Here is a 26,619-nt window from a genome sequence, read left to right as displayed (position 1 = left end):
TCGGGGGAGTCTCGGTCGGGGGCTGGTTCGGATGGGGAGCCGGGGTCGTCTTCGGAGCCTGAGTCGCGGGGGGAGTCTGAGTCGCGAGGGGAGGAGCCTTCTCGGGGGCCGGAGTCGCGGGGTGAGGAACCGTCGTCGCGGTCTGAGTCGCGGGGCGAAGAACCGCCGTCGCGGGGTGAAGAACCCTCGTCGGGTCCTGAATCACGCGGTGAAGAACCGTCGCGAGAGCCCGAGTCGCACGCTGAGGAGGCGCGGCGGGAGCCGTCGTCCGAACCGGAGTCGCGCACTGAAGAGCCGCGGGGCGAGGCGGCGTCCGAGCCGGAGTCCCGTCGCGAACCTGAACAACGCGCGGACAGTGCGCCGGCTCAGGAGCCGGAACGCCAGACCGTCGAGCCGAGGCACACGACGGATGAGCCCCAGCAATCCGATGGGCCGCGTCCGAGTGCCGACCACGTCCAGCAGGCAGAACGTCCGCAGCAGCCCGAAGCCAGGGCGGCGTCCGAGAGTCCGGCGCCCCAGCAACAGCCCCCAGCCCCGGCCCCATCACCAAGCCCGCCGGCACCTTCGACGGGTGCAATCTCATCACACGGCGCGACGCCAAGCGCACCGTCGAACGGCGGCTACGGCATGGCCCCACCGGCGGCAAGCCCGGAACCAGGCCGCCAGCCCGCCGGACGTCCTCAGGACAACGTCGGAGCGGCCGGCTTCACCGGCGGCACGAACCAGCCATTCGCGGCTGATGGGGGAACGGCACCGTTCCAGAACGGACCATCGCCCCAGCAGGGCCCGCCCCAGGCCGGATTCGCACCACCTCCACCAGGCGGAATGCCGAGCGGCGGAGGTGCACCAGGACGTGCGGGTGGCCCGGCCCAGCAGTCCCCGATGCCTCCACGCGGCGGCCAGCCGACGCACGAGCAGCCCCGTCGGATGCCACCGCAGGACCCGCGCCGGATGCCACCGGGCGGCCAGCCGATGCATGGGTACCCGTCGGCGCCGCCGGGTGGGCGACCGCCCCAAGGCGCCCAGCCACACGGCGGACAACCGCAGAGCAGCCAGTCACCGCACGGCGGGCAGGCCGGCCAGCAATCGCACGGCGGGCAATCACCGAACGGCGGCCAGCCACAGGGTGGGCCGCAGGCCAACCAACAACCGCGCGGCGTCCAGTCCCAAGGTGGGCAACTGCAGAGCGGCCCGCTACACGGCGGGCAGTCGCAGGGTGGGCAATCGCAGCCCGGCCAGCAACCGCACGGCGGACAAACGCAAGGTGGGCAGCCACATGGCGGGCAGCCGACGCACAGTGGGCAACCGCTTCACGGAGGCCAACGGCCGCCGGGAGGTCGGGCGCCGTTCGGCGGGCAGCTTCCACACGGTGGGCAGCCATCACACGGTGGGCAGCCGACTCGCGGTGCGCAGCCGTCAGACGGTGGGCAGCCGCCACGCAGTGGACAACCTCCGCACGGCGCGCAGCCTGCGCACGGAGGGCAACCTCCGCACGGGACGCAACCCCCGCACACCGGGCAGCCGCCGCGCGGGACGCAGCCGCCGCACAGTGGGCAACCGCCGCTCGGTGGGCAGGCTCACCGAGGGCAGCCGCCGCAGGGTGGGATGCCTTCGAACGATCCGCGGCGGATGCCGCCGCGGCCTCCGGCTGGGCCGCCGCATGCGGGGGTGCCTGGTGGGCAGCGTCCTGCGGGATACCCGAACCAGCCGCGCGGGCCGCAGGGGCCGGGGCCTGGCGGACGGCCGCCTATGCCGCCACCGCCGAGTGGACGGCCGCCGATGCCGCCGCACGATCCGCGGCTGGGTCCAGCGCGTCCGGTGGGGCCGCCGCAGGTTCCGCCGCCGCGGTTCGGGCCGCCGCAGGAGCGGTTGCCCCGTGGGCCGCAGGGGCCTTTCGACCAGCCTTCGCGGCCTGCCGCGAGGCCGGTGGAGCCGAACGTGCCCGCAGCCGAGCACGCCCCGGTTCACGAGCGGCTGCCCGCGGCCGGGCAGGAACCGACCGTCGAGCAAGGCCGCCAGGCGGAGCAGCGAACGCCGACGGACGAACGGGCTGCCGAGCAAGCGGCACCCGCCGCGAAGCAGCCGGTCGAACAGGCAGCGCCGACAGGCGAGCGGCCGACCGAGCAAGCAGCGCTCACCGAGAACCAGCCGACCGAGCAAGCGGCGCCCGCCGGGGAGCGGCCCGTCGAGCAGCCCAGGGATGGACAGCCTGCTGGCCACGAATCGACTGGCGCCGAGCGGGATGCGTCCGGTGCCGAACGGTCGGCAGAGCACGCGCCGGCACAGCGACCTGGCGCGGAGCATGCCACCGAACTGGATCGTCCGGGCCACGAGCGAGCGGGCACGCCGCACGCCGAAGACGCCGGGCAGCATGCGGCTCAGCAGGAGCACTCCGGCGAGCCGCCACCAACTGAGCAGCACTCGGCCGAACACGAGCCGCCGCTGACCGAGGAGCACGCGGGCGAGCGCGAGCCCGAAGAGCGGTACGAGCTCCCCGACGAGCCCTACCTCGACGATCCCGGCTTCCGTGCCCAAGACTCCACCGGCACCCGGCGGATCGAGGACACCTTCATGGACTCCGGGCGCCAGAGCCCCGAGACCGGCGAGTGGCGGCACGAACAGGTCCACCGCGAAGCGCTCGCCCGGCGGGACCAGTTCCACCCCGGCATGTCCGACGACGGTGCCTTCGCCGTGCACGCCTACACGCGGCACGAGATGGTCGGGCCGCTCAATCGGGCTCTTCGCCTCGGCGGCCCCGAACTCCTGGGCCTCGCCCCTCAGGCCGGGGCGCTCGTCTCCGGGCTCAACGAGCTGCCGCCGCACGTTGGCACCGTCTCCAGGCGCGTTGACTTCCACGGCGATCCCTCGCGGCTTCAGGCCTTCCTCGGACGCTTCCACGAGGGCGCGCACATCACGGAGCCTTCCTTCCTCAGCTCGTCGAAGGTCGATGCGGAGCATCCGCGCAGCACCTTTGCCGGTGAGGTCGAGATGCGGATCGAGTCGCGGACCGGGCGGGACGTCGAGTCCATGGCCAGCATCGGGCGTGAGCGTGAGGTGCTCTTCAAGGCCGGGTCGCAGTTCGAGATCACCGGGGTCGAGATGGGGCCGGGGCACCCTCAGCACCCCGATTTCGAGAACCGCCCCGGTGCCCGGGACCAGCCTCAGTGGATCGTGCACGCCGAAGAGGTCGCGCCGGGGGATCCGCGGTATCGCGGTGATACCCGGGATGCGATCGATGAGCGGCGGGCCGCCGAACGCGCCGATGAAGAACGCTTTGAGCGCGAAGCCGCCGAGAAGGACGCTCAGTTCTACGCCGAGTACCCGCACCTCAAGCCGTCCGGTGATCTGTTCAAGCTGCTCGGGGGCGACGAACCCGCGCCGCCGCCTGCCGAACGTCGGCCGCCCGCTACGCATGCGCCCGATGGTGGTTGGTCGCGGCTTGCCGAGCCGCTAACGCCGGGTGGGCCGCCCGTGCTTCACGCCGGGTCCGTCGAGACTCCGCAGCAGCACGCTCGGCTCGTCCGCGACGCCGTTCCCGAACTCGCCGCCGTCAACACCCGCAACCACTACAGCCCGGGCGAGCACGGCTTCCGGACCAACGCCGCCGAGTCGATGACCGCCTTCGACCGGCGGATGAACGGTGAGGACGTCGTCGCCGGGCCGGCCCGCGGAGAGAGCCTCGACGGGCCGTGGCGCGACCGTGGCAGCTTCGACGACGTCGCGCGCGATCTCGGGGAACGGCCCGTCGGCGCGCGGACCGCCGTCGCCTTCGAGCATGCCGGTACCGAACAACTCGTCGCCGCCGTGCACACCGAGCACGGAGTTCTGTTCGCCGATCCCGTCACCGGGCGGCTGGCCGAGCTGCCGCACGACGCCACGTCGATCCGCGAGCTGCCGCTCGGCCACCACGAGACGCCGACGATCACCGACCGGCTCAACCCCACGACCGAACGGCCGCCGCACGACGAGGGCTACCTCTTCGACGACGACCACCGCGGGACCCCGGCCGACCACGAGAGCATCCGCCGCGCGGTCGGCGACGAGCGCATCTACCAGGACGTCCACGACCGCGCGCTCGCCCGCCGGGACGCCGCCGGGATGCCGCTGACCGACGAAGGCGCCGTCGCGGTCCACGGCTACACCCGTGGCGAGTACGCCTACGACGTCAACGAGGCCCTGCGCCGCGGCCCCGGCCACCCCGGTTTCGACCTCGCGCAGGCGAACGCCCGCGCCATCACCGACGGCCTCAACCAGGTCCCGCGCACGTCCGGCGAGACCATCCGCGCCTTCGACGTCAGCGGTGACCCGCGGCTGGCCGAACTCGTCGCCGGGCCGTACCACCCCGGTGACGTGGTCGTCGAGCCGTCGTTCTCCAGCGCGTCCATCAAGACCAGCGAGTTCTCGACCAGCAAGTTCGGCGACGACGTCGAGCTGCACGTCCGGTCGGACAACCTCCGCGACATCTCGAAGCTCGCCGAGAACCCGTCCGAGCGCGAGTCGCTCTCGCCGCCCGGAACGCAGCTGCTGGTGCACGAGCGGCGGCTGGAGATCACGCCCGAGGGCCGCCGCAAGTGGGTCATCGAGGCCGAGGAGATCGGCCCCGGCCACCCGCGCTACCTCGATCCCGAGGCCGCGCGGCAGAAGATGGCCGAGCGTCGCGCCGAGAACGACCACAACGCGGCCGAGTTCGAACGGCGCAAGCAGGCCGCGCTCATGGAACGCCTCGGCGGCTTCGGCGAGGCGGAGCCCGAGCACGTCGCGACGCCGCCGGAGCACCCCAAGGTCAGCGACGTCCTCGACACGCACGAACCTCCGCCGACGCCAGAGCCCCAGCCCGACTACGGGCACCTGGCGCGCGCGACGAACCCGCCGTCCGAGCCGGCCATCCACGCCGGCGCCGCGACGCCGTCCGAGCGCGCGGCCTACGTCCAGGACCGGCACCCGCACCTGCGCGAGGTCAACCCGGGCTTCCACCAGCCGGGCGCGCTGGAGAACGGGTACATGTCCAACTGCACCCGCGCGCCCGAGGCCTATATGGACCGGCTACGCGGCGGGGACACGACGGCCGAGCCGATCCTCTTCCACGAGATGGGCACCCGCGGCACGCTCGAGCACCTCGAGGGCCGTTTCGGCGAGACGTTCTCCGAGCGCGGCAGTTACGACGACGTCATCCGCGAGATGCGGGACCTGCCGGTGGACCACCACGCCGTGGTCGCGGTGAAGTACGAGGGCCCGAACGGCGTCGAGTACGGGCACGTCGCGATGGTCGTGCACACCCGCGACGGCGTCGCGTTCATCGACCCGCAGTCCGGCGACCTCATGCACCTGCCGCAGCCGCCGCAGGGCATCAAGCTGATGCACGTCGGGACGCCGGACGAGGTGCACATCCAGCCCGAGCACGCCGAGACGACGGACCACGGCGGCTACGGCAGCGCCCCGCAGTCCCGGCTCGACGAGCTGCTCGCCCAGCCGCGGATCGCCGAAGCGCTCGACGGCGCGACCACCGACCTCGTCGTCAAGGACCACGAGGGGAACCCGCAGAACCTCGGACCGGTCGGCGAGTTCGTCCGGACGCGGCTGGCCGAGCACCCGGAGCTGGTGGACCTGCTCCACGACCCGGCCAACGAGTTCCTGACGCGTTCGCTGCTGCGCAAGCCGGAGACGATCGCGAGCCTGCTGGTGCACGACGAGGCCATCCCGATCCTGGCCGACGCCGTGCACGAGGCGCACCACCCGGATCCGGACGCGGAGCCGGTGGGCCCGGACGCGGAGCCGACCCCGCTCACCCCGGACCAGGCCGAGACGTCCCACGAGGTGACCGACCAGGCGGAGGGGCACCCCCAGCAGCACCGCCGGCAGGCCGAATTCGACTTGGGCAAGGCCGGGGACGAGGCGTACACGCGGGAGTACCTCGCCGAGCGCTACGCGGAAGCGGCGCGAGCCGACGCGAAGCTGAAGGAGATCCTGCCGCCGCTGGCGGAGGAGACCGGCGGCCACGCGGGGTTCCGGCCCGGACCGAAGTCCGAGGGCCGGGCGATGGACAAGATCAACACCAACTACGACGGCGACGCGTCGCGGCTGGTCGACCTCGCGGGCGCGATGATCCAGTTCGAACGCGTGCAGGACGCCTACGCCGCGTTGGCGCGGATCGCGGAGCACCCGGACCTGGAGATCGTCGACTTCGACGACCGGTTCGCGAACCCCGCTCCGGCCGGCTACCGCGACCTGCAGATGAGCGTGCGCATCGACGGGCACGTCGCCGAGCTGCGCCTGCACCTGAAGGCGCTGGACGACGTCTCGGCGTACGAGCACTCGCTGTACGAGGTCCGCCGTGACCTCAAGGCGCTCGCGAAGGCCGAGGGCCGGACCTACACCGCCGACGAACGAGCCCTGATCGACGGGCTGATCAAGCGCGAACGAGAGCTGTTCTGGAACGCGCTGCAGGGGAGTCTCTGATGGTTCAGACGCCGGCCTACTTCGAGCACTACGACCACCCCTACGTGGTCGACAGCACGCCCGACGGCGGGCTCACCGGTCGCATCCTGAACTGGAAGACCGGCCGGTTCGACGAAGACAACGAGCACGTCACCGACGTGCTCTTCGACCACGGACCGGACATCCGGAGCCTCGACCGCGACCGGTTCGTGCGCCGGACCGAGGAGGAGCGGCACCACTACCTCCGCGGTGACGGGCCGATCTTCGCGCTCTACCAGACCATCGACGCGATCTGGGCCGCCGCGGAAGAGGAGCACCGCAAGATCACCAAGGAAGAGCGCGCGCTGATCGACTCGCTGTACCGGCGCACCTTCAAGATGTGGGAGGACGAGTTCGCTCGCCGCGACGCCGGCGAGGCCCCGACCTTCACCTTCACCTCGACATTGGCGCGATGATTCACGTGGAACAACGACTTTCGCCCGAAGAGCAGCGCACCCTCTTGGTGCAGCTGGGAAAGCTCGTCCGCGAGCTCCGGACCGACGCCGCCGGGCCGGCCGCGATCGACTTCCGGCAGGTCGGGGCGCACACCGAACTCCAGGGCCACAACGCGACGACGTCCGACGCCGTCGCCGAGCTGTTCACCGAGCTGCGCAAGGGGATGTACGCCGAGGACCGCGGCACCTGGCTGCAGGCGCGGTTCACGCTCACCCCGGACGGCACCTTCGACTTCGACTTCGCCCTCGACGACGATCCGGTGTGGACGGACGCGCCGCCCTCGGCCGCCTACCCGGAGGAGCTCGTCGCGTTCCCGCGGGCCGACGAGCACATCCCCGACTGGTGGCGGCTGCGCGCGCAGCTGCCGCTCGGCGTGGTGTTCCGGCACGCCGAGATCGGCGACCTCGACGTCGAGCGCCCGCCGCTGACCGACACCGAGGCGCCGCTCGTGCTGCAGTACCTCGAGCGGGAGGCCGTCGTCCACGAAGACGGCGAGGAGCGCTTCCACACCGACGGCGCCTGGATCTGGTCGTCCGCGGTCGCCGACCTGCTGGCGGAGAAGGGCGTGCCGCCCGAGCCGGACCTGGTCGCGCACATCCGCCGGCACCACTTCCAGCCGCCGTACGTCGAGCCGCTGGTCCGCCGGACCGCCGAGGCCGACCTGCTGGGCGAGCCGCGGCCGAAGCCGGGCCGCGCCGACGTGAAGACGACGAGCGGTGACGTCGCCGCCGAGCTCGAAACCACGCCGGACCCGAAGCTCGGCGACGAAGAGCTGCTGATCGTCCTGGTCCAGCGGCTCGGTGAGCACGGCGTCTGGCCGGAGGCGTACCGCGTCGGCGACCGGGCCGACGGCACGTGGTGCCTCAACTTCACTCCCGAGGGCTGGGAAGTCGCCGCCTACGCCGGCGGGGAACCCCGCGAGCCGAAGTACTTCGAACGGCTCGAAGACGCCGCGCAGCAGCTGCTCGGGGCGTTGCTGCTGCACCCCGCCCGGATGACGGCCGGGCACGAAACGCCCTTGGAAACCGCCAAGGAGCTCGACGACTGGCCGGTCCACCCGGCTCCGGGTGAGCCTCCCCTCACCCTGCTCCGCAACAAGCGCATCACCCGGCTGGTGGCGGGTACGGTCGTTCTGCGCTTCGGCGAGGAACCCGGCAATCTCGTTCACCACGGCGAGGTACGGTTCGCCACGACGTCGCTGCCGCTGGAACGTGAGCGGCAACGGCGGAGCTACCGGCTGAGACGCCCTCTGCACGTGATCACCGGCATCACGGTTCCGTGGGCGAACCTGCCGGGTGGTGCGGTGGCCTTCGTGCTGCCGAAGACGATCGCCGAGCACGAGTCCGACGGAAGCCTGGAGAGGATCGAGTAGGTGGAAGCGGCGGAAGCGATTGCCAAGGTCGGCCAGTGGCTGCGTGCGGTGCACGGCCCGGACGTCTCCGGTCCCGCCGGGCTCCGGGTGGACACCGAGAAGGTGCTGCGCATCCCCGAGGGCTGGTCGGTGCCCTACAACACCATCGCGTTCCTCGACGAGGGACGGCCGGAGAAGGAGATCTTCCCGCCGCCGTCGGTCGTCGTCCGCGAGCCGGACGGCGAGCTGCGGCAGGCGCACCCGCACCCCGGCGGGCTGTCGGTGCCGGTGGCGTTCCCCGGCCAGGAGAACTGGCGCGAGGTCGTCGACCCCGAGTACGTGAAGGCCGGGCTCGGTGAGCTGGGCGTGCCGCTGCAGGCCGTCGCGGGCTGGGTGAAGGTCGACGCCGAGGGCAACCAGACCGGCGAAGAGCGCGAGAACCCCGAGTACAAGGCGGGCCCGATCCGCCGCGGCTACCCGAAGCCCGAGAACACCATGGAGACGCTGCTGTCGTTCGCCAGCGTCGGCTGGCTGACGCGGGAGCTGCTGCTCATCGGCCTGATCCGGTGCGAGGTCTTCATCCCGCTCGACCTGGAGACCGGCAAGACCGACCGGTTCTACTTCGCCGAGGAGCGCAACGAGCTCAAGGTGTTCAGCTCGACCCGGAACCTGCCCTCGCGCGAGCACGGCTGGTGGAAGGTCGACGTCGCGACGCTGGCCGAGTTCGAGCACCCGCCGAACCTGGTGATCAACGGCGGCCCGACGACCATCGAGGACGTCTCCAGCGGCGAGCTCGCCGGGATCGTCCAGCGCTTCCCGCGGCACGAGCCGCGCATCGACGTCCACGGCCGCTGTCCGGAGGCCGAGGAGGACCTGATCCGCGTCGCCGCCGACACGGCGTCGCGGATGGGCCTGCCGGATCCGGTCGGGCCGCCGCTCGCCGCGGCCGAGAAGGCCCGGCGCCGCGGGTACGAGCTGACCGCCGAGGAGTGCGCGAAGACCGTGCTCGGCGAGTCGTGGCTGAAGCGGCTGCAGATGCCGGAGCCGCCGCGTGCCAAGCCCAACGACCTGCGCGCGAACGGCCTGGCGCCGACGTACGACAACGCCGGCCGCGCGACGCCGCGGCTCGACACCTTCGGCAAGTACTTCGAGCGGGACCTCGACGGCTTCCGCTACGGCTGGCAGCGCGTCACGGGCGCTTACGTCGGCTTCGCGCTCGGCGAGGCGCTCGGCGCGGCCGTCGACCGGATGCCGCTGCACGACATCCACGCGAAGTTCGGCATCGAGGGCGTCACCGACCTGATCCCGGCGTTCGACCAGGCGGGCCGGATCGGCTCGCTGACGCAGCGGCTGCTGTTCTACACCGAGGCCGTGATCCGCAGCCCGCACCGCGAGCAGCCGGAGTCGCGCGAGGCCGAGCAGCTCTTCCCCGGCGTCGTCCGCGGTGCGCTGCAGCGCTGGCTGCGCACGCAGGGCGCGCCGCTGGAGGACGCGGACGGCTGGCTCGTGCAGGTCGCGGACCTGCACGCCCGCCGCGACGCCGACGACGCCGAGCTGAACTCGTACCACCAGCTCGCGACCGAAGCCGGGGGCGCGCCGCCGATGACCGGCCCGGCCGCGCTGATCCCGGCGCTGCCGGCCGCGCTGACCATGGCCGGTCCCGGGAGCGGGTTGAGCGGCGGTGCGCGCCAGGCGGTGCGCGACCTGGCCGGCGTCACCCACCCGACCGAGCCCGACCTGGCCGCCGCGACCTACCTGACCTGGCTGTTCGAGCACGCGCTGACCAAGGAGGCGTTCAGCTTCCCGATCTGGAACCTCAGCCGCGAGGTGCTCAACCCGGACAACCAGTACCAGCAGGGTCCGGAGTGGACGGACATCAAGGACATGGTCGCCGAGTCGGTGCCGTTCTTCGGCGAGCACGGGCTGCCCGACCTGCGGATGCCCGAGCTGATCGGCGACGGCAAGTCGACGCTCTCGGTCCTCGGACGCGCCTTCGCCGCGTTGTCCGGCTTCGAGAACTACCCGGAGCAGGCGCTGCTGCGGGCCGTCAACCACTCCGGCCGGAGCGCGCTCACCGGCGCGATCGCCGGCGCCCTGCTCGGCGCGCGCACCGGTATCCCCGGGCTGCCGCAGAAGTGGGTCGACCAGCTGGAGCTGCGCTACCTGGTCGAGAACGTCGCTTCGGACGCCTACTGGCACTTCGACCGGCACTCGGCGCTGAGCGCGCTCGGCGACGAGTGGATCGAGCGGTACCCGCGGCGTTAGCTCGAGGATGGGGAGCATGACTGAAAGCGACGAGGGCTTCGTCGAGTGGCGGCCCGACGTCGATCCGGAGTTCGACGAGAAGGCGTTTCCGGGCCTCGGCATCCCGGTGCGCGCCATCCGGAGCTGGGCGCAGTACACGCTGTACGGGGAGCCGACGGGCCCGCGCCGCGCCAACGAGCAGTACCGCCCCGGTCCGGTCTGGCTCGGCTTCCCGCCGCCGGAAACCGACGCCCAGAAGCTGCTGAACTACCTGGGCGCGAACTGGATCAGCCGCGCGGAGTTCGTGTCCGCGCTGCTCGACTGCGAGGTACTCGTACCCCTGGCGGACGGTGAGCCGCTGGTCCGCCAGGTCCCCGGCAGCGGGCAGGAAGTCATCGCGTACAGCTCGTCGGCGAAGGTGCCGGGGCGGTACCCGCTGCGCCGGCGGGTCGTGGTCCGCGACCTGCTCGCCGACCGGCCGTCGAGCGGGCTGACCCTCGATCCCGGCACCGGGCTCGTGCGCAGCCTGACCGCCGCCGAGCTGGGTGACGCCGGCCCCGGCGAGCGGCGGCCGCAGCTCGACGAGCCCGCGCCGGAAGCCGCGCCCGAGGTCGCCGAGGCGTTGCCCGCGCTGGTCGCGGAGTTCGGCGTCGAGCCGCCCGACCTGCTGGAACGGCACCTGCGGTACGCCGTCGACCACGCCCGTGACCACCACTTCGAGCTCTCGCCCGACGACTGCGTCCGGTACCTGCGCGGGTTCGCCTGGCAGTACCGCAACGGCGTCCGGCGGCGGGCCGGCCAGGACCCGGAATGGCCCGCCGACCTGGGTGCGAACGGCCTGATCGCGCACGTGGACGAAGACGCCCGCCCGCGGCCGGTGCCCTGGACGTTCGGGAAGTTCTCCGCCTTCGGCACGCTGGCCGCGCGCTTCGCGTGGCACCGGATCGTCGGCGCGTACGTCGGCTTCGCGATCGGCGACGCGCTGGGAAGCGGGGAGGCCGGCACGCTGGGCGGGCTGACGCGCCACCTGCTGTTCCACACCGACATCGTGCTGCGCGGCCTGCCGCCGGTGCCGACCGGCGAGGTGCCGGCGAACCTGCCGTTTCCGGACCCGGTCGGCTGGCTCGCGGTCGCGACGCGGCGCGCGGGTCCCGCCCCCGACGACCTCTCGACGTTGCTGGCCACGGCGCTGGCCGCGACGCCGGCGGGAGCGGTCGCCATCGACGGCGTCGACGGCGAGCAGTACGCGAAGGACGTCGCCCACGCGCTGACCGGCGGCGACCCCGACGTCGCCGAAGGCGTCGACCTGCTGGTCGACCTCTTCCAGGCCCTGCTCACCCGCGACACGTTCGCGCTGCCGGTCCACCTTCGTCTGCGGGAGATCGGCGGCGAACTCGCCGAGGAGACGCTGGCGTTGCGCGAAGACCGCGACGCCGACGACGTCACGCAGCTGGAGAGCATCGGCGACGGCCGCAGCGTCCGGTCGGTGCTCGGCCGGGCGTTGTTCGCCGCGGCCAAGCGCGGACACGACCCGGAAGCGGCGATCACGCTCGCCGCACGGTCCGGCCCGGTCGCGGGCGCCATCGCCGGGGCGCTGGTCGGCGCCCGGGTCGGCGTGCCCGGACTGTCCTGGGCCACCAAACCGCCCGAACTCGGCCTGCTCGACGACGTCGCCAGCGACGTCTTCTGGTACTTCAACCGCAACGGCCTCCAGACGGAGACCGCGGAACACGCAGGCTGGGAACGCCGTTATCCGAGCGGCCGCTTCACCACGGAACCGAAGGGACCGGACTTGCGCTCACGACTGCGGGGAAGCCTGCTGGCCGGGGCGATCGGCGACGCGCTGGGCGCGAAGACCGAGTTCGACTCGATCGACCGGATCCGCGAGATCGCCGGACCGGACGGCATCACCGACTTCATCCCCGCGTACGGCGGCGTCGGCCGGATCACCGACGACACGCAGATGACGCTCTTCACGCTCGAAGCGCTGATCCGGGCGCACGCCCAGCAGCGGCGGACCGGCTCCGCGGACGTCGTGCACTCGCTGCAGATGGGCTACCAGCGCTGGCTGCACACGCAGGGCGTCGCGTGGGACCGCGCGCGCGGGCCGCAGTCGGCCGTCGAGGCGCCGGATGGCTGGCTGGTCACGCACCAGGAGCTGTTCAGCCGCCGTGCGCCGGGGCTGACCTGCTTCGGCGAGCTGGAGGCGTACGGCCGCTCGGGTGTCCGGGGCACCATGGACCACCCGGTGAACAACTCGAAGGGCTGTGGCGGCGTGATGCGCGCGGCGCCGGTCGCGGTGTGGTCGGACGACCTCGCCGAGGTGTTCCGGCTCGGTGCCGAGAGCGCGGCGCTGACCCACGGTCACCCGAGCGGGTATTTGTCCTCGGGCTGCTTCGCGGTGCTCGTCCACGGCCTGCTGCACGGGAAACCGCTGCTCGACGCCCTCGCGGCCGCGCGGGCCGAGCTCGTGCGGCACCCGGGTCACGAAGAGCAGAGCGCGGCGCTCGACGCGGCTCTGGCGCTGGCGGAGCAAGGACCGCCGACGCCGGAGAAGCTGGAGACGCTCGGGCAGGGCAACGTCGGCGAGACGGCGTTGTCGATGTCCGTGTACGTCGCATTGACCACCGCCGACGCCGACACGGCGTTGCTCGCGGCGGTCAACCACAGCGGGGACAGCGACTCGACCGGCTCGGTCTGCGGCAATCTCGTCGGTGCGATGTACGGCGAAGAGGCCCTGCGGCAGAGCTGGCTGGAGCAGCTGGAGCTCCGCGATGTCATCGTCGGCCTGGCGGACGACGCGGTCACCGAGTTCGGCCCGGATGCGCCGGGTGACGACCGGTGGTTCGCTCGGTACCCGGTCGACTAGGTTTCTGTGGTCACTGGGGACGGGGAGGACAATCGTGCGTTACCGGGTTGAGGTGGCCGAACGCCCGGACGGCCTGTACGCGGCGTGGGGCGAGGGGACGTTCCGCGCGCAACGTTCGACGACGGACGGCACCGTGCTGCTGTCCGTGCTGCCGGACGAAGAGGCGCCGGAGGGCTTCGACAAGGAGTTCGAAGACCGGCCGGCGCGGGTCGTGCCGGCGAGCGAGGTGCCGGCGACGTTCACGCTGCGCACCTTCGGCGAGTACGACGGAGAAGTCTTCGAGGTCGCGCCGGGCGCGCGGCCGGAGCTGACGCTGCGCTGGGTCAAGGACGACGCCACCCGTGCGGCACAGCTGGGCCTGACCGACTTCTCGGTCACGGTGCCGGCGAAGCAGGTCACGGCGCTGTGGCAGACGCGGCTGGACTTCACCGAGACGCCGGAGGCGAGGCCGCAGCCGGGCACCGGCGACCAGAACGCGCTGCTGCGCGCCATCGGGCGGACGCTGCTGCACACGGTGCCCGGCGGCTGGACCCGCGTCGGCGCGCAGTTCCGGCAGGTCGGCGACTACTCCGAGATCGAGGTCCGCGCGGTCGGCGACGAGGACGGCCCGGTGTCGGTCTCGCTGCCCGCGGTACCCCGCCTCGGCGGGCTCTTCGCCCGGCTGCGGGCCGCGATGTTCCAGCCCGAGGTGGGCACCTGGTTCCAGGGCACCTTCACGCTCGACTCGGCGTCGTCGTTCGACTTCGACTTCGACGCCGACCGCGAGCCGGACTGGCGGGTGCCGCCCAACGAGGGCGGCCGCCCGTCGACCGCCGCCTACGAGCTGGAGCTGGCGACCTTCCCGCGGACGCCGAAACACGTGCCGGCGTGGCTGACGGCGAAGGCCGGCCTGCCGCTGGACGTCACGTTCCGGCTCGCCAGGGCCGCCGACTCGCACGCCGAAGGCGAGCGTCCGGTGGTCAACCGGCCGCCGGTGCCGCCGGACCAGGTCCGCGGCGTGCTCGACTACCTGTTCCGGGCGCCGGTCGCGCTGCACCGGCCCGCACCGCTGCCGGACATCTTCGGCGCGCCGGGCGCGAAGCCGGACGTGCCGAACGCGTTCCACACCGACGGCACCTGGATCTGGCCCGCCGCCGTGCCGCACTACCTGCGCAAGTACGGGGTGCCGCCGGAGCCGGAGCTGGTCGAGCAGGCGCGCGCGGCGGGGTTCCGCCCGCCGTTCGTCGGCGACCTCGTCCGCGCGACGGCGGAGGCGGAGATCCTCGGCCAGCCGCGGCCGCCGCAGACGGCCGCCGACCTGCCGGACGAACGCGCGCTCGTGCGTGTCGCGCGCGGTGAAGACGTGCGGGACCTGCGGGGCGCGGAGACGCTGGAGCTGCTCCAGCAGCGGCTCGCCGAACACGGCGTGCCGGCCGCGGCCTACCGGATCGGCGCCAACGAGATCCCGGCCGAGGGCGTCTGGACGCTGCGGCGAGCCGAGAACGGCTGGGAGGTCTCGCGGCCGCCGTCCGACGAGCCGGTGGCGTTCGGCTCGCTCGGTGACGCCGCCCGGTTCCTCCTCGGCGTGCTGCTGATGCTGCCGCCGCGGCAGGCGGAGGAGTCCGACCTGCCCGCCGACTGGCCGATCCTGCCGATGCGCGGCGAACCGCCGTTGAACTTCTACCGCGGCAAGCGCCTGATCGCGCTCCCGCCGGGCACGACGGTCGTCCGGTTCGGCCCCGAGACCGGCAACCTGGTGCACGCGGACGGCTCGCGGTTCGTCGAGACGTCGCTGGCGTTCGAACGCGAACGCGAGCGGCGGCTCTACCGAGTGCAGCGCTCGATGCGGGTGCTGACCGGCGTGACGGCGCCGTGGAGCGGGATGCCGGGCGGCGCGGTCGCCTACCTGCTGCCGCGGGCGCTCGCCCAGCACCTCGAGTCGGGCGCGCTCAGCCGGGTCTGATCAAGACGCCGTGATGAGGACGGCGGGCGACCACCAGTAGTCGGCGAGCGGTTCGACGCCGACCTCGGTGAAGCCCGCCGTCTCGAGCTGCTCGGCCCAGGTCGCGGCCGGGTGCTCCCAGTTCGTCCGCTCGTGCCCGTCGACGATCCCGAGCAGCACCGGCAGCAGGAAGCCCTGCGCGACCAGCGACGCGTCTTCGCCGTACTCGGCAACTCCCTGCTCGTACCGCTCGACGAGGGAGCGAAGGTGCTCCGGCGAGCCTTCGGCGTACTCCGGGACGTCGAACTCGGCGAGCACCAGCGTCCCCGAGCGCAGCTGAAGCGCGCGAAGCACCTCCGCGCGCTGTTCGGGCTCGATCGACTGCAGTGCGAACGTCGACTGGACGAAGTCCCAGCCGAGGTCGTCGCGGGCCAGGAACTCCTGGGCGGTCGACTGCCAGCACTGGGCCGACGGCACCCGTTCGTGGACGCCTTCGAGCAGCGCGGCCGACGGTTCGACCAGGTCGATCCGGCTGGGTACGTGCGTGGCTTGTGCCAGCGCGGGCACGACGGCCAGGCCGTCACCGCACCCCAGGTCGAGCAGGGATTCCGGCTTCGCTTCGTCGTAGCGCGCGGCCAGCGCGGCGCTCAGGGCCCGGTACAGCCCGACGTTGCCGCCGCCGCGGATGAACGCCGTGAAGGCGCTCGGCTGGTCGTACACCGAGGCCGAGCCGTCCCCGGCGAGGTAGGTGTGCAGTTCGCCGGCCAGCGAGGACCCGGCGCGGCCGGCCCGGGCGGCGAGGTCGGCGGCCTGGTCGCGGTCACCGGAGCGGTAGGCGGCGAGGGCGTCGGCGAGCAGCTCGATCGAGGTCATGGTGTGGGGATATCAGAACGGCACCCACAACGTCACCCGAGTGCCGCCCCCGGCGAGTCCCGACTCGACCAGCGACGTCCCGCCGACCTCCGCCAGCCGCGCGGTGATCGACTCGCTGATGCCGAACCCAGCCGGGTGGTCGGCCGCGCTGAAGCCGGCGCCGTGGTCGCGGGTGATGACGGCGATGCCGCCCTCGCGCTCCTCGACCCGCACGACCACCCGATCGGTGCCGGAGTGCTTCATCGTGTTCCGCATGGCCTCGCGCACGGCGTCGCGGATGGCGATCTGCCGGACCTCCGACAGCGTGTCGTCGTCGAGCTCGGCCACCACGAGCTGGGCGCGCAGCCCGTCGCGCGCCATCTCGGCGGCGAGCGCGGCGAGCTTTTCGCCCAGCGGCCGGGCGCCGGCCTCGGCCTGCTCGGACGCGGCCGTCTCGATCGTGTGCCGGATCTGCATCGCCTGCGCCCGGGCGAGCCGCTGGATCTCGACCAGCCGCTCTTCGGCGTTCGACTTCCCGGAGAGCGCCATCGCTTCGAGGGTCTGCAGCACGGTGTCGTGCAGCATCCGGTGCTGCTGGGCGCGCTCGGCGAGCCGGCCGTTGCGGGTGCCGTAGGCCAGCGCCAGCCGGGTGCCGAGCCCGGTCAGGACCAGCGCGGCGGCGGCCAGGAACAGCTCGGCGAGCAGCGCCGAGAACGTCGAGAAGGCGGCACCGACGTGGAACTGGCCGGTGTTGAGCCGGTTCGCGAGCATCCGCAGCGGGAAGCTCACGAGGCCGAACACGAGCCCACTGGGGACGCCGAGCGCGAGCGTCAGCAGCCCGGCCTCGCCGAGGAGGTGGACGCTGCTGACCGCCAGCGCGTCGAAGTACACCGCGGTGGGCACGGTCAGCGCGAGGACCAGCGGCGAAAGCACGGTGAAGACCAGGTCGACCGCCAGCAGCTTCCCCGCGTCCCGGCCGCGGTACGGCGCCGAGCGGAACATCCAGCGGAAGCCGACCAGGTTCACCACGACCGAGAGCAGGGTGAACACCCCGACCGGCAGGAGCCCGGCCGAGCCGTTCCGGATGACGAAGACGCCGAACTGCCCCGGCACGGCGAGCAGCCGGAAGGCCAGCGGGATGAGCACGACGTACCGCGTGGCGCGCAGCAGCAGGCCGTCGCGCCGGCTCGGGTCGATCGGCCCGGCCATCTTCGAGATCCGCTTCAGCGCGTGGATCGGGGTCGGGTCGCCGATCTCGTCGGTGAGCTCGCTGGTGGCCGTCGCGATCGCGGGCGCGCCCTGCCGCAGCAGCGCCACGAAGAAGCTGCCCCCGGTCGCCGGCTTCGGCGAGCCGGGCGCTTCGGTGGACATCGCGCGGACAACCCCCTGGTCACGTCGGTGAACCGAGGTTAGGGAGTATCACCGATCCGCGACGGCCAGGTCCAGCCTTCCACGAAATTCACAGCAAGTTGGTCAGAAGTTTCCGATTTCCTGCTCCGCGGCCCACTTCTTCAGTTCCGCGACGGCGTCGTCGTGCTCCAGCGGCCCGCGGTCCAGGCGCAGCTCCTTGAGGAACTTCCACGCCTTGCCGACGTCCGGCCCCGGCTTGAGCCCGAGCAGCTCCATGATCTGCTCGCCGTTGAGGTCCGGCCGCACGCGGTCGAGGTCCTCCTTGGCCTTGAGCGTGGCGATGCGGGCCTCGAGGTCGTCGTAGGTCGCCTGCAGCGCCGCCGCCTTCCGGCGGTTGCGCGTGGTGCAGTCGGCGCGGACGAGCTTGTGCAGCCGGGTCAGCAGCGGGCCGGCGTCGGTGACGTACCGGCGGACCGCCGAGTCCGTCCACTCGCCCTTGCCGTAGCCGTGGAACCGCAGGTGGAGGAACACGAGCTGGGAGACGTCGTCGATGATCTCCTTGGAGAACTTCAGCGCCCGCAAACGTTTGCGGGCCATCCGCGCCCCGACCACCTCGTGGTGGTGGAAGCTCACACCGCCGCCCGCCTGGAACTCACGCGTCGCCGGCTTCCCGATGTCGTGCAGCAGCGCCGCCAGCCGCAGGATCAGGTCCGGCTCCGACGTCGGTTCGTGCGACTTCTCCAGGTCGATCGCCTGGGCCAGCACGGTCAGCGAGTGCTGGTAGACGTCCTTGTGCTGGTGGTGCTCGTCGATCGCCAGCCGCATCCCGGGCACCTCGGGCAGCACGCGGTCGCCGAGGCCGGTGTCCACCAGCAGCTCCAGCCCCGGCTGCGGGTCGTCGGCCAGCAGCAGCTTCGACAGCTCGGCCTGGACGCGCTCGGCCGTGATCCGGTCGATCTCGCCCGCCATCGACGTCATCGCGTCGACCACGCGCGGCGCGGCGGTGAAGCCGAGCTGCGCGGCGAAGCGGGCGGCCCGCAGCATCCGCAGCGGGTCGTCGGCGAACGACTCCTGCGGCGTCGCCGGCGTGTCGAGGACCTGCTCCCGCAGCGCGCTCAAGCCGTCGTGCGGGTCGATGAAGGTCTTCGTCGCCAGCTCGACGGCCATCGCGTTGACCGTGAAGTCGCGCCGGAGCAGGTCGCCCTCGATGCTGTCGCCGAAGGTGACCTCGGGGTTGCGGCCGACGCGGTCGTAGCTGTCGGCGCGGAACGTCGTGATCTCGAGCTGCATGCCCTTCTTGGTCACGCCGACCGTGCCGAACGCGATGCCGACGTCCCAGACCGCGTCACCCCAGTCGCTGACGATCTTCAGCACCCGATCGGGCCGAGCGTCGGTGGTGAAGTCGAGATCACCGGAGCGCCGGCCGAGCAGTGCGTCGCGCACGCTCCCGCCGACGAGGTACAGGCGGTGCCCGGCCCGGGCGAACCTCTCGGCCAGCTCGTCCGCCAGGGGGGAGAGCCGCATCAGCTCCACCACCGCATTCTCCTTGGCGACCACGTCGTTCACGAAAATCCCACTGGGTTCGGGTGCGATTACTACAGGCACCACCGGACAGGACACGGAGAGCCAGCCTACCGGGGCAACCGTTTGCTCTAGCATCGCAGCATGTCTGGATCAGCCGGCCGCCCCGGCGCCTCGAAGCCGCGGAGGCGGCGGAGGCGTCAGCGCGGCAGGCGCCTGACCACGGTCGACGAGACGTCGGCCGGTGGCCTCGTGGTGGACGCCGAGCGCGAACAGGCGGTGCTGATCGGCCGGCTCGACCGGCACGGCAGACTGCTGTGGTCGCTGCCCAAGGGCCACATCGAGGACGGTGAGACGGTGGAACAGACGGCCGTGCGCGAGGTCAAGGAGGAAACCGGCATCTCCGCGCGCGTGCTCCGGCCGCTGGGCACCATCGACTACTGGTTCGTGGCCGAGAAGCGGCGGATCCACAAGACCGTCCACCACTTCCTGCTCGAAGCGCTCGGCGGCGAGCTTTCCGACGAAGACGTCGAGGTCACCGAGGTGGCCTGGGTCCCGCTGGCCGAGCTGGAGACCAAACTCGCCTACTCCGACGAGCGCAAGCTCGTCCGGAAGGCCAGCCAGATGCTCAAGGAACTTTTCGCGCGCCCGGACGTCCACGGACGAGACGAGCACGCCCCTGAGGGAGCCCCCGAGTGAAGCGGTTCGCCGCAGCCTTCCTTTCCATCCTCTTCCTGGCCGTCCCCGCCCTCATGGGAGCCACGGTGGCCCAGGCGGAGGAAGGCGCGCGCCTGCGCGTCGACCTGACCCAGCTCAACCCGCGCGTGGTCACGAGCTCGACGACGTCACTGACCGTCGCCGGCACGGTGACCAACACCGGCGACCGGAAGATCAACCGGCCGCAGGTGCGCCTGCAGGTCGGCGACCGGCAGACGACGACGCGCGGGATCGACGACGTGCTGTCGGGCGCCGTCATCAAGGACTCCCCGCTGACCGAGTTCACCCCGCTCGCGGACGCGCTGGAGCCCGGGCAGAGCGCCCCGCTGAACATCACGGTGAGCCTGACCGGGTCGAAGGCCACGCAGTTGGGCCGCCCCGGCGTCTACCCGCTGCTGGTGAACGTGAACGGCACGCCGGAGTTCGGCGGGCCCGCCCGGCTGGGCGCGGTCAGCATGCTGATGCCGGTGCTGGCCGGGCCGGGCAAGTCGGCCGGGCACTCGTCGGCCGGCGCGCCGAGCATGACCCTGCTCTGGCCGCTGACCAGCAGCGTCCCGCAGGTCTACACGGCGCCGTACGGCCAGCCGCTGGTGCTGCGCGACGACAAGCTGGCCGACGAGATCGGCCCCGACGGCCGGCTGAACGCGCTGGTCACCGCCGCGTCCACGGCCGTGCAGAGCGACGCGAGCCTCGCGAAGTCGATGTGTTTCGCGCTCGACCCGGACCTGCTGACGACGGTCGAGCAGATGAGCCGCGGCTACCAGGTGCACACCGAGACCGGGAACATCGAGGGCAAGGGCGCCCAGACCGCGAAGACGTGGCTGGCCTCCCTGCGCTCGCTGATGACCAGCCGGTGCGCGGTGGCGCTGCCCTTCGCCGACGCCGACCTCAACACCGTCTCGCGGATCCGTCCCGGCGATCCCGCACTGGTCGCCCAGGCGGCCACCGCGGCCGCCACGATCCAGCAGCTGGCCGGCGTCACGCCGCAGACCGGCGTGCTCTGGCCGGACGGCACGCTCAACGAGTCGGTGCTCACCGCCCTGACCCAGGCCGGCGTCAAGACGGTGCTCACGGACGCGGCGAAGCTGGCGCCCGCCGGCGGGGGCGGCGGCGTCACCGTCCAGGGCAGCACGGTGACGGCCCAGCCGACCGACTCCCTGATCTCGGCGGCCATGAGCGGCGTGCCGAGCGTGCCCGACTCGGTCACCGTCGCGGTGAACACCGAGCGGGCGATCTCCAGCCAGAACGGGCTCGGCGCACTCGCCTTCCGGGCCGGTCTCGGCCTGCCGGCCGGGCAGGAGCGCCCGGACCACCTGCTGGTCGCCCCGCCGCGGCGGTGGGACGCCCCGGCCGCCGAGCTCACGGCGTACCTGCAGCAGGTCGGCGACTTCCTCAACGCCGGGGTGGTCACGGCGCAGTCGCTCCCGTCGCTGCTGTCGGCGGGCCCGGCGTCCTCCGGCGCGGTCGGCGACGGCGGCCAGGACCCCGCCGCGGCCATCGACCCGGCCCTCGTCGCGACGCTGTCGAAGCTCGACGACCAGGCCACCGGGGTGGCGTCCGCGATGCAGCTGGACCCGACCAAGCGGGTGAAGCCGGAGGACGTCGTCGCGCCGGTCCGGCTGGCCGAGCTGCGCGGTTCCTCCACCGGCTGGCGGGGCCTGCCCGCCGACGCGGCGACCGCGAACGCGCAGGCCGAGATCGGGGCCATCAGCGACCGGGTGAGCGTCCGGCAGCCGCAGCAGACCATCGCGCTGGCGTCCGGCAACTCCCCGCTGCCGGTGTACGTGGTGAACGACCTGCCGGTCGGCATCAACGCGCGGTTCTCGCTCAACAACAACACCGGCCTCCGCACGGACGACCGCAGGGAAGTGTCGTTCCCCGCCGGCGGCGGCCGGCAGTACTTCCTCCCCGTGGAGGCGCTGCGGGCCGGCCGGTTCAGCGTCGATGTGTCGTTGAGCACGCCCACCGGTACCCCGCTCGGGTCATCCGCGCGCTTCGAGCTGACGTCGACGGAGTACGGCGCGATCACCATCATCGCGACCGTCGCCGCAGGTGTGGCCCTACTTCTGCTGGCCTCCCGGCGCATCTACCGGCGGGTGAAGGACGCCCGCGCGGGTCGCGACTTGGTGGACTGATCCCTCGGCCTTCGAGTGTTCCGGACGGTTCCCGATTACCCTTGGTCCGCACGTACGCGGCACCGGGCCGCGGGCACCGGACCGAGCACCGAGGATTGGGCACGCGTTGGAGAGAGAGCCGGGCTTACCACCCGAGCGTGCGAGTCGTCCTCGGCGCGAAGGCGCTCCGCCCCCGCAACGGGGTGACGGGCCCCCGCGCGCGGGTCAGCCGGTCCGCCGCCAGCCGCCACCCCAGCAGCCGCCTCCCCCGGAGCGCGGCCGCCGCCAGCCGCCCCGCAACGGGCACACGCGCCAGATGCCGCCCCCCGACGACGCGACGGTCCGTGACCAGCGCCCGCCCCGCGAAGACGGCGGCCCGCGGCGCCCGTCCCGCGACGACGCACCACCGAGGCGTCCCGCGCGCGACGACGCACCACCCCGGCGCCCGGCCCGTGAGGATGGCGGCCCTCGCCGCCCGGCCCGCGACGACGCACCGCCCCGCGACGGACGGCCGATAGACGGACCCGTCCGCGAAGGACGCCCCGTCCGCGACGACGGTCCGGTGCGCGAGGGACGCCCGATCCGAGACGACGCACCGGTGCGCGACGGACGCCCGATCCGAGACGACGTACCCGTCCGCGAAGGACGCCCGGTCCGCGACGACGGCCCTCCGCGTGATGGCCGTCCAGTCCGCGACGACGGGCCCCCGCGCGATGGGCGGCCAGTCCGCGACGACCTACCTCCACGGGACGGCCGCCCCATCCGCGACGACGCACCCGTGCGCGAGGGACGCCCCGTCCGCGACGACCTACCCCCGCGCGACGGCCGGCCCGTCCGCGACGACGGGCTGATCCGCGACCAGCGCCCACCTCGCGACGGCCAGCCGGTCCGCGACGACGTCCCCCCGCACGACGCCTGGCCCGTCCACGACGAGGCCCCGCCCCGCGAGCCGCAGCGCCCTGCCCGGCGGGTCCCGCCAGGCCCGCCTCCTCCGCAACCTCCGCCGGGCCCTCCGCCGCGTGGCGGGCAGCCGCCCCGTGCCGCCGGTGGCCCCGCGCCCACCCGCGTCCAGCCCGTGCCCCCTGTGCCTCCCGTGCCGCCGCCCCCTGGTCCGCCGGGACAGCCGTCGGCCCAGGGACGCCTGCCGCAGCCGGCCCCGCCGTCGACCCCGGCCCAGGGCAACCCGGCTCCCGGGACACCGCCGCCCGGCATCCCGGTGCCGCCGCGCGGGCGCGGGTCCCGGCGGCCGACGCCGGTCCGGCCGTGGCAGGAGGAGGCCCAGCGCCCGGCCGACCCGGAGGCCACGCGGTTCATCCCTCGCACCGCCGGCGTCCCGATGAACTCGCGCTGGCCGGTCGCCGACCCGGACGTCATGCGCCCGTACGACGCGCTGGCCACCCAGGTCATGCCGGCGCTCAAGGGGCCGCTGGTCAAGCCCAGGCCGGGCGAAGAGGTCGAAGCGCCGGCCAAGGCGCCGTCGCTGGCGAAGGCGTCCGGCCGGATGGCGATCGCGTCGCTGATCAGCCGGATCACCGGCTTCCTGTGGAAGCTGCTGCTGGTCGCCGCGATCGGCCAGGGCATCGCGAACGACTCGTTCAACGTCGCCAACACGATGCCGAACATCATCTTCGAGCTGCTGATGGGTGGCGTCCTCGCCAGCGTCGTCGTGCCGCTGCTGGTCCGCTCCCAGGACGAGCCCGACGGCGGCGCCGCCTACACCCAGCGGCTGATCACCGTGGCGTTCTCACTGCTGCTGGTCGGCACGGTGGTCGCGGTGCTCGCGGCACCGGCGTTCACCAGCCTCTACGTCGACGGCTCCGGCAAGGCCAGCTCGTCGCTGACCACGGCGTTCGCCTACCTGCTGCTGCCGGAGATCTTCTTCTACGGCGTGTTCGCGCTGCTCTCGGCGGTGCTCAACGCCAAGCAGATCTTCGGGCCGACGGCGTGGGCACCGGTGATCAACAACCTGGTCGTCATCTTCACGATCCTGGTCGTCTGGGTCATGCCGGGGGACATCGACACCGTCAACCCGTCGATCACCGACCCGAAGGTGCTGACGCTCGGCATCGGCGTCACCGGCGGCATCATCGCCCAGGCGTTCCTGCTGGTGCCGCCGCTGCTTCGGTCGGGCTTCCGGTTCAAGTGGCGCTGGGGCATCGACAAGCAGATGAAGGAGTTCGGCGGCCTCGCGCTGTGGATCCTCGGCTACGTCGCGGTGAGCCAGGTCGGGTACACGATCAACACGCGCGTGCTGACCAGCGGTTCACCCGGTGGTGTGACCGCGTACAGCAACGCCTGGCTGCTCTTCCAGCTGCCGTACGGCGTCATCGGCGTGTCGCTGCTGACGGCGATCATGCCGCGGATGAGCCGCGCGGCCGCCGACGGCGACCACAAGAAGCTGATCGGCGACCTGTCGTACGCGTCCCGGATGTCGACGGTGATGCTCGTCCCGATCTCCGCGGTGATGACCGTGGTCGGCGGCTCGATCGGCATCGCGCTGTTCACGTTCGGCAAGGGCACGGTCGAGACCGCCGAGCGGCTCGGCGAGGCGCTCGCGATCTCGGCGTTCGCCCTGCTGCCGTACGCGCTGGTCATGCTGCAGATGCGCGTCTTCTACGCGATGAAGGACGCCCGGACACCGACGCTGATCATGATCGTGATGACGCTGGTCAAGGTGCCGCTGCTGTACCTGTGCCCGGTGCTGCTGACGCCGGACAACGTCGTGCTCGGCGTCATGATGGTCAACGCGCTGACGTTCGTCGTCGGGGCGATCCTCGGCCAGGTGTGGCTTTGGGTGACACTGGGTAACCTGCGGAGCAAGCGGGTGATCGGCGTGATCCTGTTCACGGTCGTCGCCAGCGGGCTCGGCGTGGGTGCGGCCTGGGTGGCCGGGCAGGTCGTGCCGGACTCGTTCGGGCCGACCTTGGGGGCATGGGTCAAGCTGTTCCTGCAGGGCATCGTGGGGATCGTCGTCTCGTTCGGCGTGCTCATGGCGTTGAAGGTCGAGGAGCTGAAACCGGCGACTTCGAGGTTCACCCGGTTGATCAAGCGGGGGTAACGATTCCGGTACGGATGGCGACGACTCCCGCGTCGTATTCTGGGTAACCTTGGTGCGGGGAGCTAACGGGAGAGTGCGGGTGGACACGAGGCGGAGCGAACAGGCGGGGGGTGCGAACCACGTGGGCAAGGCCCAGGTCGGATCGCTGGCCCCCGGGCGCGTGGTCGGCGACGGCCGCTACCGCCTCCTCGCGCAGTTCGGCGTGGACGAGCGGGGTGACGCGCACCTTTGGCGTGCCCGTGACGGGCAGCTGAAGCGGGACGTCGCGCTGACCCTGCTGGTCGGCGACCCGGCCGACCCGGAAGCCGCGCGGCTCGCGCGGCGCACCCTCGAACGCGCGACCCACGCGTCCAAGTTCGGCCACGGCGGCGTCGCGCGCGTGCTCGACGTGCTCGCCCTCGGCAGCGGCATCACCTCCAGCGAAGGCCTGCTCGGCGTCGTCGTCGCGGAGTGGACCAAGGGCAGCGACCTGGTCGACCTCGTCGCGCAGCGGCCGGTGGCGCCCGCCGCGGCCGCGCGGATGGTGCAGGCGCTGGCCGAAGCCGTCGAACAGGCCCACCAGAACGGGCTCGTGCTCGGGCTCGACCACCCCCAGCGGCTGCGGCTGACGCCGAACGGCGCGCTGAAGCTCGCGTTCCCCGGCCCGCTGCCGGAGGCGACGCTGCGCGACGACGTCAAGGCGCTCGGCGCGGTTCTCTACCTGTTGCTGACCGGCCGCTGGGCGCTGCCCGGCGGCCCGCCCGCGATCCAGCCGGCCCCGACCACGCCGCAGGGGCGGATCGTCCCGCCGCGGCAGCTCATCCCCACCGTGCCCGCCGACCTGTCGTCGCTGGCCGTGCGCACGATCGAGGACGGCGGCAACGGCGGCATCCGCACCAGCGCGGCCATCCTCCGGATGCTCGACCAGGTGGCCGAGGAAGAGGAGCGCACCCAGCTGATCAAGGCCGTCGGCGGCGAGGCCGCCGAGGGTGAAGGCACGGTCTGGACGACGAAGAAGCCGGTCAAGGACGTCGCGCGGCGGCGCAAGCTCGCGCTCGGCGTCACCGTGCTGGTGGTCGCGACCGTCGTCATCCTCGCCTGGGGCGGGCTGATGCTGATCAACGTCTTCCAGGGCGACTCCAAGGCGAGCGGGCCGACGATCAACGTCGCCGCGCCGCCGGCGTCGAGCCAGCCCGCCGGGCAGCCGCCCGCGTCGAGCCAGCCGGCCCCGCCGCCGTCGCCCGCCGTGGGTGCCGCGGTGAAGCCGCAGGCCGTCGCGGTCTACAACCCCGAGGGCAAGGGCGACAACACCGCGCGGGCGAAGTACGCGACCGACGGCAAGGCCGAGACGCAGTGGCGCACCGAGCAGTACAAGCAGCAGTTCCCGGCCATCAAGCCGGGTGTCGGGCTGGTCGTCACCTTCAAGGACCCGATCAACCTCAGCCAGGTGCAGGTCGTGGGCGGCACCGCGGGCACCAAGGTCGAGATCCGCTCGGCGACCGAGAAGAACCCGGACTTCGCCGACACGAAGGTCGTCGGCAACGGCGACCTCAAGGACGGCGACACGACGATCCCGCTGGCCCAGCCGACGCAGGGCGAGTACTTCATCGTCTGGATCACCTCATTGGGTGGCGAAGACGGGAAGTTCCAGACCGAAATCGCCGACCTGAGCTTCCTGCCTGCGGGGTGACGCGCCCGACCGGGTCAGTAGGC

The 26,619-nt window shown here is 72.6% G+C and carries 14 protein-coding genes; 11 read left to right on the top strand and 3 right to left on the bottom strand.

Translation table 11 applies throughout. From position 1 onward, the window contains the following. Positions 1-1,938 precede the first annotated feature (1,938 nt). The 6 genes from ACZ7OU_RS06435 to ACZ7OU_RS06410 are packed head-to-tail and all read left to right on the top strand — an operon-like array spanning position 1,939 to position 15,336. Positions 1,939-6,456, top strand: coding sequence for a toxin glutamine deamidase domain-containing protein (locus ACZ7OU_RS06435; RefSeq protein WP_470255888.1), 4,518 nt, complete (start codon positions 1,939-1,941; stop codon positions 6,454-6,456). Then, a complete protein-coding gene (locus ACZ7OU_RS06430) occupies positions 6,456-6,890 on the top strand; it encodes a hypothetical protein (RefSeq protein ID WP_470240153.1) in 435 nt (144 codons plus the stop codon). Before ACZ7OU_RS06435 ends, ACZ7OU_RS06430 begins: the two co-directional genes overlap by 1 nt. Beyond that, positions 6,887-8,302: a TNT domain-containing protein gene (locus ACZ7OU_RS06425; RefSeq protein ID WP_470254425.1), complete on the top strand. Its 1,416-nt coding sequence runs from the start codon at positions 6,887-6,889 to the stop codon at positions 8,300-8,302. The genes ACZ7OU_RS06430 and ACZ7OU_RS06425 overlap by 4 nt, the downstream gene beginning before the upstream one ends. Further along, complete coding sequence (locus ACZ7OU_RS06420) at positions 8,303-10,546, top strand: ADP-ribosylglycohydrolase family protein (protein ID WP_470240151.1); 2,244 nt, start codon at positions 8,303-8,305, stop codon at positions 10,544-10,546. It abuts the gene before it with no gap. Positions 10,547-10,562: 16 nt separating this feature from the next. Then, positions 10,563-13,394 (top strand): ADP-ribosylglycohydrolase family protein, encoded by a 2,832-nt coding sequence (locus ACZ7OU_RS06415; protein ID WP_470254424.1) that lies wholly within the window; start codon positions 10,563-10,565, stop codon positions 13,392-13,394. A 34-nt stretch (positions 13,395-13,428) separates the two neighbouring features. After that, positions 13,429-15,336, top strand: coding sequence for a TNT domain-containing protein (locus ACZ7OU_RS06410; protein ID WP_470240149.1), 1,908 nt, complete (start codon positions 13,429-13,431; stop codon positions 15,334-15,336). Here the strand turns inward: ACZ7OU_RS06410 and ACZ7OU_RS06405 are convergent, their stop codons facing one another. From ACZ7OU_RS06405 to ACZ7OU_RS06395, 3 genes are all read right to left on the bottom strand, one after another. Beyond that, positions 15,337-16,188 (bottom strand): class I SAM-dependent methyltransferase, encoded by an 852-nt coding sequence (locus tag ACZ7OU_RS06405; protein ID WP_470240148.1) that lies wholly within the window; start codon positions 16,186-16,188, stop codon positions 15,337-15,339. It abuts the gene before it with no gap. 12 nt (positions 16,189-16,200) lie between these two features. Beyond that, complete coding sequence (locus ACZ7OU_RS06400; RefSeq protein ID WP_470240147.1) at positions 16,201-17,538, bottom strand: sensor histidine kinase; 1,338 nt, start codon at positions 17,536-17,538, stop codon at positions 16,201-16,203. A gap of 102 nt (positions 17,539-17,640) precedes the next feature. Further along, on the bottom strand, positions 17,641-19,083 hold the full coding sequence (locus ACZ7OU_RS06395) for a CCA tRNA nucleotidyltransferase (RefSeq protein WP_470240146.1): 1,443 nt from the start codon (positions 19,081-19,083) through the stop codon (positions 17,641-17,643). Between the two features lie 99 nt (positions 19,084-19,182). On the opposite strand from ACZ7OU_RS06395, the gene ACZ7OU_RS06390 reads away from it, so the two are divergent. The 5 genes from ACZ7OU_RS06390 to ACZ7OU_RS06370 all read left to right on the top strand — a co-directional run bounded on the left by ACZ7OU_RS06390 (position 19,183) and on the right by ACZ7OU_RS06370 (position 26,596). Then, positions 19,183-19,737 carry an NUDIX hydrolase gene (locus ACZ7OU_RS06390; RefSeq protein WP_284743449.1) on the top strand — a complete coding sequence of 185 codons (555 nt, stop codon included), beginning with the start codon at positions 19,183-19,185 and terminating at the stop codon, positions 19,735-19,737. Next, positions 19,734-21,890 carry a DUF6049 family protein gene (locus ACZ7OU_RS06385; RefSeq protein WP_470254423.1) on the top strand — a complete coding sequence of 719 codons (2,157 nt, stop codon included), beginning with the start codon at positions 19,734-19,736 and terminating at the stop codon, positions 21,888-21,890. Before ACZ7OU_RS06390 ends, ACZ7OU_RS06385 begins: the two co-directional genes overlap by 4 nt. Positions 21,891-22,546: 656 nt before the next feature. Continuing rightward, entirely contained in the window at positions 22,547-22,720 is a 174-nt protein-coding gene (locus tag ACZ7OU_RS06380) for a hypothetical protein (RefSeq protein ID WP_470254422.1), read from the top strand. A gap of 485 nt (positions 22,721-23,205) precedes the next feature. Beyond that, positions 23,206-24,927: a murein biosynthesis integral membrane protein MurJ gene (gene murJ / locus ACZ7OU_RS06375; protein WP_470240787.1), complete on the top strand. Its 1,722-nt coding sequence runs from the start codon at positions 23,206-23,208 to the stop codon at positions 24,925-24,927. Positions 24,928-25,006: 79 nt separating this feature from the next. After that, positions 25,007-26,596: a protein kinase family protein gene (locus ACZ7OU_RS06370; protein WP_470240144.1), complete on the top strand. Its 1,590-nt coding sequence runs from the start codon at positions 25,007-25,009 to the stop codon at positions 26,594-26,596. Positions 26,597-26,619 lie beyond the last annotated feature (23 nt).

The organism is Amycolatopsis sp. NPDC114505, assembly GCF_055633615.1.
This window is presented reverse-complemented; position numbering and strand designations above follow the sequence as displayed.

Coding starts and splice junctions, on each gene's coding strand:
- ACZ7OU_RS06390 (WP_284743449.1), top strand. CDS start 19,183: ATGTCTGGATCAGCCGGCCGCCCCGGCGCCTCGAAGCCGCGGAGGCGG.
- ACZ7OU_RS06415 (WP_470254424.1), top strand. CDS start 10,563: ATGACTGAAAGCGACGAGGGCTTCGTCGAGTGGCGGCCCGACGTCGAT.
- murJ (WP_470240787.1), top strand. CDS start 23,206: ATGAACTCGCGCTGGCCGGTCGCCGACCCGGACGTCATGCGCCCGTAC.
- ACZ7OU_RS06380 (WP_470254422.1), top strand. CDS start 22,547: ATGGCCGTCCAGTCCGCGACGACGGGCCCCCGCGCGATGGGCGGCCAG.
- ACZ7OU_RS06400 (WP_470240147.1), bottom strand. CDS start 17,538: ATGTCCACCGAAGCGCCCGGCTCGCCGAAGCCGGCGACCGGGGGCAGC.
- ACZ7OU_RS06425 (WP_470254425.1), top strand. CDS start 6,887: ATGATTCACGTGGAACAACGACTTTCGCCCGAAGAGCAGCGCACCCTC.
- ACZ7OU_RS06430 (WP_470240153.1), top strand. CDS start 6,456: ATGGTTCAGACGCCGGCCTACTTCGAGCACTACGACCACCCCTACGTG.
- ACZ7OU_RS06405 (WP_470240148.1), bottom strand. CDS start 16,188: ATGACCTCGATCGAGCTGCTCGCCGACGCCCTCGCCGCCTACCGCTCC.